The organism is Nonlabens sp. SCSIO 43208 (genome assembly GCF_050703575.1).
Taxonomy (GTDB): Bacteria; Bacteroidota; Bacteroidia; order Flavobacteriales; family Flavobacteriaceae; genus Nonlabens; species Nonlabens tegetincola.
This window is the reverse complement of the sequence record NZ_CP065365.1, coordinates 2,883,871-2,894,451: the sequence shown is the minus strand read 5'-3', so window position 1 is coordinate 2,894,451 and position 10,581 is coordinate 2,883,871. Positions and strand designations below refer to the sequence as shown.

The window sequence follows — 10,581 nt, the reverse complement described above, 5'->3', positions numbered from 1 at the left end:
TCGAGTACAAATATGTGTATAAAAAACCTTAAAAAAAACTAAAAAACCATTTGATAAATTAAAAAAAAAGTAGCATGGGCTCACTGGTTTTTTAACTTTGGATAAGATATGAAAATTATATGAAAAGTACAATTATTCCGATAACACCTCGATATGCCGAAACTGATCAAATGGGTGTGGTTCACCATGCTAATTATTTGATATATTTAGAGTTAGGTAGAATGTCCTGGTTGGACACTTTAGGTTTCTCTTATGATGAAATGGAAAAAAAAGGAGTACTACTACCAGTTTACAATATCGATATAACTTACAGAAAACCAATTAGATTAAACGATGAAATTTTCGTCAAAACCACTCTTAAGAATATTCCTACAACGCGTGTTGAATTTTACTACGAAATAATCGATCAAAATGATGTTTTACATGCGTCCGCAAACTTAACTCTTGTTTTTACTGATGCAAACTCGTTTAGACCTAGAAAACCAATTCCGGAATTTCTAGAAGCTTGTAAGAAATTGTTTTAAAATCTACTAACTTATCAAAAGTATGCTTCCTGAATATTTTGAAAGTCTAATCGATGAATTGCAATTAGCAACATCTAAATCCAAACACGATTTTAAATATCCCGTTCTAACAACTGTAGACAACAATGGGGTACCTAGGTCTAGAACTGTTGTTTTAAGAGAGATTGATGTCGAAAAGAAGGAATTAATTGTTTTTACCGATTCAAGATCTATTAAAGTAGAACATATACAATCAAATGATAAGGCTTGTTTTTTATTTTACAATTCTAAAAAACTTTTACAATTAAGGTGTAATGGTAGATTGATTATAATTAACAGTCCCAAAGAAGTTAAACGATTGTTTCAAAAGGTTACATCAAAAAGTATAAAGGATTATACCTCAATTCCATCACCAGGTACGCCTATTGATAATCCTGATCATGTAGAATACGTGTCACGCGATAAAAGCTTTTTTTTACCGCTACGATTTGAAATTAGTGAAATAGAATATCTCAAACTTAAACGTCCTAATCACTTAAGAGCTTTATATAAACGCGAAGATAATTGGGCTGGTCACTGGCTTGCTCCATAATGTCTAGTCTTCTAGAGCTTTTGCCTTAATTGGGTACATTTGATTAATATCTTTGACTACTTTTTCAACATTGTTGAGAGGAACATCTATAGTTATAGAACAGCTGGCGGTAAAATCCTGCAAGGCCATAGTGAGTCCTTGCTCTTCAATATACCTCATAACTTGACTCATTTGAGCGTATTCAAAGTCGATTTTCACTTGAGAAGTGATGGTTCTTGTTATAATTGTAGCCTGCTCAATGGCCAAAGCACTAGACTCTTTATAAGCATTTATTAATCCGCTCACACCTAATTTTGTTCCTCCGAATATCCTAGTGACTACTACTAGAACGTCGCTTAATTCATTTGAATTAATTTGACCTAGAATGGGATCACCTGCACTATGATTAGGTTCTCCATCGTCATTTGCCCTATAATTGTTTTCTCCAGGACCGATCTTCCAGGCATAACAATGATGATTTGCCTTCGGATATTTTTTCTTCAGAGCATCAATGATAGGTGAAACTTCATCTGGATTCTTGATAGGAAATGCACGAGCGTAGAATTTACTACCCTTGTCCTTGAATAAGGTTTCAGTTGTTTCTTTTGCTATCGTTTTATAAGTGTCTCTCATAAATTTACGCTTTCGCGAAAGCGATGAAAACAATCGCAATTATAGCAAGTATAATACCTAGAACGTTTCTAGATTTCAGTTTTTCTTTGAATAGAAATAAACCAAACATGGTTGACAATACTACGGTTCCTACATGGTTAATAGGGTAAACAAATGTACTCTCTAAACCAGGTGAATTGAGGGCTTTTAAAATCACCACAATCGAAAAAAAGTTAGGAATTCCTAGAAAAATTCCTCCGATAAGACTTTTCCATTCTAATTTCTCATTTTTATTAATTAACCGATATATCACAGCCGCAGATCCTGCTATAAATGCAAAAGAAAAAATTGTGGCACTTATAACATCTTCATTACTATTTGACATATGGTTGTTTTGTAGAATTTTGAGAACTGTATCAATTATACCGCTTCCTACAAATAGCGCTAGTGGTAAGAGTAGTTTTTTTGGAGTCCAATCTATATTTGACTGCGATTTCTTATTAACTGTGGTAAAATAAACTGCTGCCAGAGCGATTATTATTCCTATGGCTTTTAATATATTCCACTCTTCATTAAATATTGTGAAACCTGCGATCACAGGTATAACCAATGACATTTTACTGGCAACACTGGCAACAGACAGGCCATTGCGCTGTGCCGTTAACGCCATGACATTGAAAATAGTTATGAAAAGAATTCCCATGAACATCGCTAGAAACAACCAGTCTGACTTTAAAACAGATGTTATATCGTAAGTACCATTGCTTGAAATAATACCTGTTATAAAAGCTACAAGATAATTTACCACTATAGCTTGTAGGGTGTTTATTTTATAAACATCAAACAATTTAAAAATTACATATAGTAAACTAGATAGTAATATGCTTAATCCTAGATAGATCATAAACGATGGTAAATTCTTAAAGTATCACCTTTTATATTAAAATGATTTTTTAATTGTTGATTGTCGAGTTCTGGTGCTTTTACTCCAGAATGAAATAGCGTATTTTCACTCGTGTAAATATGTGCTTCGTCCCATAGCCCTGCATCTATAAATGCTTGGAGAGTCCTAGATCCACCTTCTATAATTACCGATTGGATATCTTTTTTATATAACTCTTGCAATACTGTCTTAATGTCGGATAGAGGAATGTCTAAAATTTGAGCAGGATCAGGTGATTGAAAAACGTTAAGATTTTTTGGCAGCTCCTTTTTATTAGCAAGAACAAATCTAAAGGGATGTGTACCTTTCCAATTTCTGGTTGTAAGACTTGGATTGTCTGCAAGCGCTGTTCCAGCACCTATTAAAATAGCGTTTTCTGTAGATCGTTGTTGATGTACCCTTTGTAAGCTGTATGAATTTGTAATCCAAACAGGTTGCTTCTTAGTCTTAAATTCTGGAGCGATATAGCCATCGTTAGTTTGTGCCCATTTAAGCAGAACAAATGGTTTTTTATACTTGTGAAATGAGAAAAAACGCTTGTTAACTTCGTTACATTTATCTACAAGTATTCCTGTTTTACATGAAATACCAGCTTCTTCAAGAATCTTTATTCCTCTTCCTGCTACCTTATCATGTGGGTCTAGTGTTCCTACTATAACTTCTTTAAAATTATACCTTACTAGCAGCAAAGCGCATGGTGGCGTTTTACCAGTATGTGAGCAAGGTTCAAGATTTACATAAATACTACACTTAGGAGCTATTTTTTCAAACTTTTCCTCACCTAATTTTTTAATTGCATTATTAATGGCGTTAACCTCGGCATGAGGTTTTCCTGCTTTTTGGTGCCAGCCTTCACTAATGATTTTATTCTCATATACAATGACACTTCCTACTAATGGATTAGGATAAGTAGTACCCAGTCCATTTTGAGCTAACTGCAAACAACGTTGCATATAAAATTCGTCCTTGTTCATGATTCCAGCAAAAGTAAGATTTAAATCACAAGGCTGGGTTAAATTTAGACTCAATAGCAAACTTATAATAGTTACTAGATGTACTTTTGAAATTATGATAATTAGACCTATTCTACCGGAGGATAATACAGTTGTTAAGAATATTATCCAACAAACTATTCTTGAATATGGAGCTCCTAAAGAGGGAACTGCATATAGTGATAAAGCAACCCAATCCATGTATGAGCACTTTCAGTTACCTAGACGCGTTTATTACGTTATAGAATTGGATGATGAAATTGTAGGTTGCGGTGGTGTAGGACCGCTAGACAATCAAGAGCAGAATATCTGTGAACTTCAAAAAATGTATTTTTTGCCAGAAGCACGTGGTAAGGGATATGGCAAGGAGCTTATACAATTATGTATTAAAACTGCTAAGGAATTAGCTTATTCAAAAATGTATCTTGAAACCATGGATAATATGTTTGAAGCTCAAGGGCTTTACAAGCATATGGGTTTTGAATTACTCAATGAGCCCATAGGTAATACTGGACATTACTCTTGTCCCGTTCAAATGATACTTGATTTATAATGAAAGACGATACTTTAAATAACTTTGAGATAATCAAGGAAGAAACTGTTTACGATGGTTTTCTAAAAGTTATAAAAGCCCAGATAAAACATGCTACTTGGCACGGTAATGAGCAACTGGAAGTTACAAGGGAATCCCTAGAACGAGGAGATAGTGTAGCAATATTACTTTATGAACAAGACACAAAATCGTTTTTATTTACTAAACAATTTAGGTATCCCAGTGCAAGAAGAGGTAAAGCGTTTATGATGGAATTAGTAGCTGGTAGCTTAGGGTTTAATGAAGATCCTGTTGAAGGAATAAAAAGGGAAGTAGAAGAAGAAATAGGCTATTCATTAAAAAATATTGAAAAAATTTGTTCTTATTTTCCATCACCAGGTGGTTGTTCAGAACAAATACATTTATATTTTTCTCAAGTTTCTTCTCATGATAAGATTTTTCAAGGTGGTGGTGAAGCATCAGAAAAGGAAGATATTTTGTTAACCAAAATACCTTTGGCTGAAATTAAACAACTATTACGAGACGGAGCTATAAACAACTCGATATCGATTATAGGATTACAATGGTTTTTACTGAATAAAGAAAGCCTTACTTAAATATTTTAAAGTAAGGCTTTTCTATTTTTTAATTCGCGAAGAAAAAATCTATTCCTTTTCTTTAACCGCTGTTCTATTGTCGTTAGAGTTACGGTCTATCAATATGTTGAACGGATCAATTCCAACCTCTACAGGTTTTTCATCTACGATGATTGAGAATTTATTTTCAATAGCTACAATTTTATGTTTTTTGAGATAAAGAACCTTGTTAATTCCTGTTTCATCATCCTTTTCTCCAAAAACACCAACATCTATATAATCAGCTAGAGGTAATGATTTTAAGGCTTTTTTCTTTCCTTCAGGAGTGTATGAAAGGCTATCACCTACCGTGTTTTTATAAACACTTTTTCCTTTTTTGTCTGATCTATACTTAGTTATGTATCCAGTAAATTCCACTTGATAACGACCATCATCAAGTTTTGTATACGTAGCTTTTTTTGCATCATTATCATACAAAGTTATCGTTTCAAACATATCCTTAATAAGATATTGTAACGAGTCAGGTGTTGCGGCTCTTATATCGTCTACAAATTCGATAGCTGTTGGGTATGGTGGACCTTGGAACTGATATTTCTCTGCAAATTGTTTAATGACGTTATTAAATGGTTTCTCACCTAAATAATCGCTCATTGCATAAAGGACTAAAGATCCTTTTTGATAATGAATATACTGTTGGTTTTCATTATACATCAATGGGTTTTCTCCAATGGACTCTACCGTTCTTCCTAAAAGGTATTTATCCATAGCGTCTTTAAGAAAAGACCTCATTTGTTCTTTTCCTCTAGATTTCTCTAGAACTTTTAATGAACTGTATTCTGATAAACTTTCTGAAAGTAATGTAGCACCTTTCGCATAGGCTCCAATTACCTGGTGTGCCCACCATTGATGGGCAAGTTCGTGTGCGGTAACACTAAAAGGGTAATCTACTGCATCCTTGTCACTTCCATCAACATCTGCAATGAAACCTATTCCTTCACTAAAAGGTATCGTGTTTGCAAACGCCTGTGCAAACGTTCCAAAATTTCTTGGGAATTCAATGATGCGTACTTGCCTGTGTTGATAAGGTGTAAAATTGTCATTATAATAATCTAGTCCGGCTTTAAGGCCAGCCATCATGCGGTCGATATTGTAATCATGATCTTTATGGTAATAGATTTCCAGTTTAATGCCGTCGTGCTCGTCGCGCATGACTTCATATCTACCACTCATAAAATTGTAAAAATTCACCATTTTACTATCCATTTTATAATAGTAGTACTTACGGTTATTTTCTTCCCACTCTTTAGTTAGATAACCTGGTGATATGGCAATTTGATCTGGACTTGTACTTAATGTAGCTTCAAAGTTTATCCAATCGCTGTTTCCGCCTATGTAATTATTGTCTCGCACACCTGGTTTAGTTGCGTCAGGCCAGCGATCTTTTGGAGGTAATTCATACTTTTTGCGAATTTGAGTATTTCGGATCTCTCCTTGATCATTGTATCCAATGGATGGAAAAACGAAATTATTCATGAAAGTTCCATTCTCAACAACAGGTGAGTTTTTTTCAAAGAAGGTGTTTTCTTTGTTGTAAGTTGCTACATTAAACTCTAGCGTATCTCCAGGTTGCAAGGGTGGCGTTATCCTATACATGCGATAGCCATAATCCTCATTGTCATAAACCACTTCAATTTTACGATCTGTTTCAATTGTAGTAAGTGTGTCGTTTATATTAACGTGCAGTGTATCAATAACGGCGCTGGACTTGTTGACCATAAGCATTTCTGCTCTAGCTTTAAAGTCTCTAGTTTCTGGATAAATATCAACAAACGCCTTAACATCAGTAATTCTAGGTTGGGGAACGTTTAAATATTTACTTAATTCCTTTTCTTTATTTACTGCCAGTAGTTCACGTTCTTTTCCTGTAGTTCTTTCATTATCAATGTTGTTAACTTTCCAAATGTAGCTTCCTATTCCTACGAATATTATTAATCCTACACTGAGTAGTGTGATGATAGGTGTTTTTAATCTCGCTTTCGCGAAAGCGATCCTCTCACTTGCACCTATACTCATTCCACGTCTAAAGAATAATAAACTAACACCAAATAGCGCTATACCTAATGCAATCCAGTAACCTCTAAAGGTGAAGTAGCGCCAGATACTATCTCCATAACCATTCATATCTGAAGGACTAGGAGCGCCGGTTCCTTGGTTAAAAATAAATTGAGCTTGTTCAACTCCTATAGCCTCCATGGCAAATGGTACTCCTAAGGCAATTACAAGCAAGGTCATAAGTCCTAACCATTTATTTTTAATCAAAGTGTGAATTAAAATTGATATCAATATCCATGGTAAAAACTCCCAAAATTTGATCATGAACAAATCAAACAAATAAAGGTCAATTTGATAATCATTAAAACCATTTACGGTTTGTATGATGATACCACTTAACATCACTATAACAAATAGAGAAAACACCATTATACTCATAGAGAATACTCGTGATAGTTGGAAAACCCAATTTTTAGTAGGAGTGGTGTCTACTAGTTGTAACATGTGAGCCGTTCTGGAACGGTCCATTATGAAGCCAGTGTACAGGTATATTAATAGATAGGTAAATGTGCTAAATATTCCTGCAGGGATTTGTAACATCAACCAGGTTTTTGGCAAGATGTCTGTACCATACACTTGACCGCTTACCAACATAGTAAGAAGTGAAAAGGCAAAAGCAATTACCGCTATAATAATAAATGGCCATCCTGTTACAATGTATTTAATGTCTGATTTTGATATTGTCCAAGCTGTTTTCAATTGATTAAAAAAGCTGAAGTTTTGACTTACCTTAGGTAAGGTAATATCCTGAACAGTTCCAAAATTACGTTTGATTACTCGTGATGATTTCTTCTTTCTTCCTACCGAAATAGCATGTTGAGAAAATCTAAAACCAACGATTACAGAAAGGAATAGAACAACGGAAAACCCTAACCACAATAATCGATTATACAATACAGTACCATCGGTAGGTAATAATTTACTGCCTTGCTCATCTGGTGTCCAGTATTTAATTCTTTGTCCAATAGCACTTTCTCCAGTAGGTTCTAGAAGTTCTATCCAAAAGGTATCATCTACAGAATCTAATGAACTAGCAGCAGCAAATTGACAGATAATCAAGATGAGCACACTCATGAAACCTAAATTGATATTTCTGAAGTAGGTCGTGATAGCAAAAACGATGGCTCCATAGAAAAATACATTAGGTATTACCATTACTAAAAATGGTTGAATGTAATTCATGAGTGAGAAAGGTCCTATCAAATCTTCATTTGCTCCAGGTAAGTAAAAGCCAATTGTAACGGCCAGCATACTTGCAAGAATGATTAATAGTGTGAGTAGCATCCCAGCACTGAATTTTGCTAGTAAATAGCTTACTTTATTTAAGGGATAGGAATAAAGTACGTGGTGCATGTTACTGCTAAAATCACGTTGAATAGTTCCTCCTATAATACTAGGGATAAGTAAATAAGTGATTAATATACCACCACTTATTAAACTATAAACTCCTACTGCACTGTTTAGATAAAAAGGAGAAGTAACGGTTACAGAGTCACTATCAAATACTCCAACGGCAAGTGCGGTAATTAATAAGCTTAATAGAAAGATAACCCCAGTATAAATATAGAACAGTGGTTTCTTAAACCAGGTTCTAAGCTCGTGTAAAAAAATAGTACTAAACATGATTATGAGTTTAATTCTATTTGTTGTTCCTGTTTTAATGTTGTGAAATACACATCTTCCAAAGACGCATCAGTAGCGATAAATTCTGGAGCTGGTTGTGTATCGTTCATTACTCTAATTACCAGATTGCTATCTTCATCAAAACTGGATGAAATAATATTATAAGACGCTTCATAAGTAGGTAATTGATCCTTAGTTACCGTGGTTTTCCATATGGTTCCCGATAATGCCTTAACCAGGTTTTTCGGTGTGTTTTGTGCCAGAATTTTACCACCATTTAAAATGGCCATATCAGTACACAATTCTTTCACATCATCAACGATGTGTGTAGAAAAAATTACAATATGGTTTGTTCCTATCTCTCTTAAGACATTTAAGAATCTATGACGTTCTGCAGGATCTAGACCAGCTGTAGGTTCATCAACTATTATTAATTTAGGATCGTTGAGTAAAAGTTGAGCAATTCCAAACCTTTGTTTCATTCCTCCAGAATACCCAGCTACATGTTTATGTCTTACATCACTTAAATTGGTAACTTCAAGAGCTTTGTCTACAATTGCATTTCTTTCTGAACTGTTTGAAATTCCTTTAAGTTGGGCAAAATAATGCAATAGATCGTGAGCGCTCATTTTAGGATATACCCCAAATTCTTGAGGTAGATATCCCAGAGTTTTTCTAAATTCAATTTTGTTATTAAGAATATCTAAATCATCTAGATGAATAGAACCTCCATCTGGTGCTTGTAAAGTGGCGATAGTACGCATTAATGAAGATTTTCCAGCTCCATTAGGACCTAATAATCCAAACATTCCAGCGTGAATATCAATACTTACATTATCCAGTGCTTTTACACCGTTTTTATAAGTTTTAGAAACATTTTTAAGACTTAATAACATAATTGATGTTCTTTTGATTTGAATGGTTAGTGCAAGAACGTCACAATATGTTACATATCAAAACGATTATTCAATCGCGTATATTTCAATGGCAGGAGTCACACGATTTTCAAAATTAAATAAGGCTAAATTTTCCCAACTGCTTCCCTGTGTACTAGTAGAAACACCAGGTACTACTGCAACCCAATCAGGTGCCCAGTAACAAAAACCTATTCCTTTATTATTAGGAAGGTTTTTAATTGTATTACGAATGCGCAATAAATAATTACGCTGTCCTGATGGTGTGGCGCCGTATTCTGGGATAAGTTGATTTTGAAGTCCTACTATATTATTCTTATTATCATTCCAGTTTAAGGTAAAAGGATAGGCAGTTTCTACTAGCAATATTTCTTGATTAAAACTTTGTGCTAATTCCTCTAATTTTTGTTCAATATCATCAAGATTAGTAGTTTGCCACCACGGATAATAACTCAATCCTATAACATCAAATTCAACGTTGCTATCTATAAGCTGTTGAAAAAAGTACTCGCTAGTTGCAATATCTGCCTTGTGAATAATAATTTTTGAAGTAGGAGATACCCTTTTAACACCATTAATTGCGGCTTTTGTCAGATTAATGTAATTATTCCAATTCTCATTACCACCGTCGTATATCTTTCCAATAGGCCATAAAAAGCCATTATCAGTCTCATTTCCTATTTGAACAAATTTTGGTAACGTACCTTGATCGTTTAATTCCTGTAAAACATTTTTACTATAGTTTTCTATTGCGACCGTTAATTCTTGATGACTATAATTACTCCAATTACTGGGTAAGCGCTGTGAACCTGGATCGGCCCATGTGCTGGAATAGTGAAAGTCTAGTAAAAATTCCATGCCGTTTTCTTGGGCGCGTAAAGCTTGTCTTTTTAGATGGTCTAGATCGTATAATCCGTTTGGATTATTTAACCACAATCTAATTCTTACGAGATTAACGCCTTTGCTAGATAAGTATGCATAATTGTTTGATATGACATTATTATTCTCGTCCTTAAATTGCAATCCTGATTGTTCTAGTTCTTCTAGAAAGGATAAGTCCATACCTTTATAAAAGATTGTGGATTCATTGTAGTTGTCCTGACTATCATTCTCATTACAAGAATAAAACGAGAAAGACGCAATCATTAAACAGTATAAATAAATACGTTTCATGTTTCAAATA

At 34.2% G+C, this 10,581-nt stretch carries 10 protein-coding genes; 4 read left to right on the top strand and 6 right to left on the bottom strand.

The window, feature by feature from the left end; all coding sequences use genetic code 11:
• The first annotated feature begins 119 nt into the window (after positions 1–119).
• Entirely contained in the window at positions 120–524 is a 405-nt protein-coding gene (locus I5168_RS13370; RefSeq protein ID WP_105018533.1) for an acyl-CoA thioesterase, read from the top strand.
• A gap of 22 nt (positions 525–546) precedes the next feature.
• Positions 547–1,095, top strand: coding sequence for a pyridoxamine 5'-phosphate oxidase family protein (locus I5168_RS13365; RefSeq protein WP_431472089.1), 549 nt, complete (start codon positions 547–549; stop codon positions 1,093–1,095).
• 3 nt (positions 1,096–1,098) lie between these two features.
• Here the strand turns inward: I5168_RS13365 and I5168_RS13360 are convergent, their stop codons facing one another.
• Genes I5168_RS13360 through ribD form a run of 3 tightly spaced genes read right to left on the bottom strand, consistent with a single transcriptional unit; the run spans position 1,099 to position 3,603 of the window.
• On the bottom strand, positions 1,099–1,707 hold the full coding sequence (locus tag I5168_RS13360; protein WP_431472088.1) for an IMPACT family protein: 609 nt from the start codon (positions 1,705–1,707) through the stop codon (positions 1,099–1,101).
• Positions 1,708–1,711: 4 nt separating this feature from the next.
• The gene (locus tag I5168_RS13355; protein WP_431472087.1) at positions 1,712–2,590 is read right to left on the bottom strand and encodes an EamA/RhaT family transporter; all 879 of its coding nucleotides are present in this window, start codon (positions 2,588–2,590) and stop codon (positions 1,712–1,714) included.
• Positions 2,587–3,603, bottom strand: a complete 1,017-nt coding sequence (gene ribD, locus I5168_RS13350) for a bifunctional diaminohydroxyphosphoribosylaminopyrimidine deaminase/5-amino-6-(5-phosphoribosylamino)uracil reductase RibD (RefSeq protein ID WP_105018536.1) — start codon at positions 3,601–3,603, stop codon at positions 2,587–2,589. The genes I5168_RS13355 and ribD overlap by 4 nt, the downstream gene beginning before the upstream one ends.
• Between ribD and I5168_RS13345 the strand changes: the two genes are divergently transcribed.
• Both I5168_RS13345 and I5168_RS13340 read left to right on the top strand, forming a co-directional pair.
• Positions 3,602–4,174 (top strand): GNAT family N-acetyltransferase, encoded by a 573-nt coding sequence (locus I5168_RS13345; protein ID WP_431472086.1) that lies wholly within the window; start codon positions 3,602–3,604, stop codon positions 4,172–4,174. The genes ribD and I5168_RS13345 overlap by 2 nt on opposite strands.
• Positions 4,174–4,770 carry an NUDIX domain-containing protein gene (locus I5168_RS13340; protein ID WP_431472085.1) on the top strand — a complete coding sequence of 199 codons (597 nt, stop codon included), beginning with the start codon at positions 4,174–4,176 and terminating at the stop codon, positions 4,768–4,770. Before I5168_RS13345 ends, I5168_RS13340 begins: the two co-directional genes overlap by 1 nt.
• Before the next feature lie 48 nt (positions 4,771–4,818).
• On the opposite strand, the gene I5168_RS13335 is transcribed toward I5168_RS13340, so the two are convergent.
• From I5168_RS13335 to I5168_RS13325, 3 genes are all read right to left on the bottom strand, one after another.
• Positions 4,819–8,484, bottom strand: a complete 3,666-nt coding sequence (locus I5168_RS13335; RefSeq protein ID WP_431472084.1) for a M1 family aminopeptidase — start codon at positions 8,482–8,484, stop codon at positions 4,819–4,821.
• A gap of 2 nt (positions 8,485–8,486) precedes the next feature.
• Positions 8,487–9,380 carry an ABC transporter ATP-binding protein gene (locus tag I5168_RS13330; protein WP_060522945.1) on the bottom strand — a complete coding sequence of 298 codons (894 nt, stop codon included), beginning with the start codon at positions 9,378–9,380 and terminating at the stop codon, positions 8,487–8,489.
• A gap of 66 nt (positions 9,381–9,446) precedes the next feature.
• Positions 9,447–10,571 carry a glycoside hydrolase family 53 protein gene (locus I5168_RS13325; protein ID WP_431472083.1) on the bottom strand — a complete coding sequence of 375 codons (1,125 nt, stop codon included), beginning with the start codon at positions 10,569–10,571 and terminating at the stop codon, positions 9,447–9,449.
• Between the last annotated feature and the right edge of the window lie 10 nt (positions 10,572–10,581).

Bases quoted from the DNA above. Each gene is read 5' to 3' on its own strand.
- I5168_RS13370 (WP_105018533.1), top strand. From the start codon at position 120: ATGAAAAGTACAATTATTCCGATAACACCTCGATATGCCGAAACTGAT.
- ribD (WP_105018536.1), bottom strand. From the start codon at position 3,603: ATGAACAAGGACGAATTTTATATGCAACGTTGTTTGCAGTTAGCTCAA.
- I5168_RS13325 (WP_431472083.1), bottom strand. From the start codon at position 10,571: ATGAAACGTATTTATTTATACTGTTTAATGATTGCGTCTTTCTCGTTT.
- I5168_RS13365 (WP_431472089.1), top strand. From the start codon at position 547: ATGCTTCCTGAATATTTTGAAAGTCTAATCGATGAATTGCAATTAGCA.
- I5168_RS13340 (WP_431472085.1), top strand. From the start codon at position 4,174: ATGAAAGACGATACTTTAAATAACTTTGAGATAATCAAGGAAGAAACT.
- I5168_RS13345 (WP_431472086.1), top strand. From the start codon at position 3,602: ATGATTCCAGCAAAAGTAAGATTTAAATCACAAGGCTGGGTTAAATTT.
- I5168_RS13355 (WP_431472087.1), bottom strand. From the start codon at position 2,590: ATGATCTATCTAGGATTAAGCATATTACTATCTAGTTTACTATATGTA.
- I5168_RS13335 (WP_431472084.1), bottom strand. From the start codon at position 8,484: ATGTTTAGTACTATTTTTTTACACGAGCTTAGAACCTGGTTTAAGAAA.
- I5168_RS13330 (WP_060522945.1), bottom strand. From the start codon at position 9,380: ATGTTATTAAGTCTTAAAAATGTTTCTAAAACTTATAAAAACGGTGTA.
- I5168_RS13360 (WP_431472088.1), bottom strand. From the start codon at position 1,707: ATGAGAGACACTTATAAAACGATAGCAAAAGAAACAACTGAAACCTTA.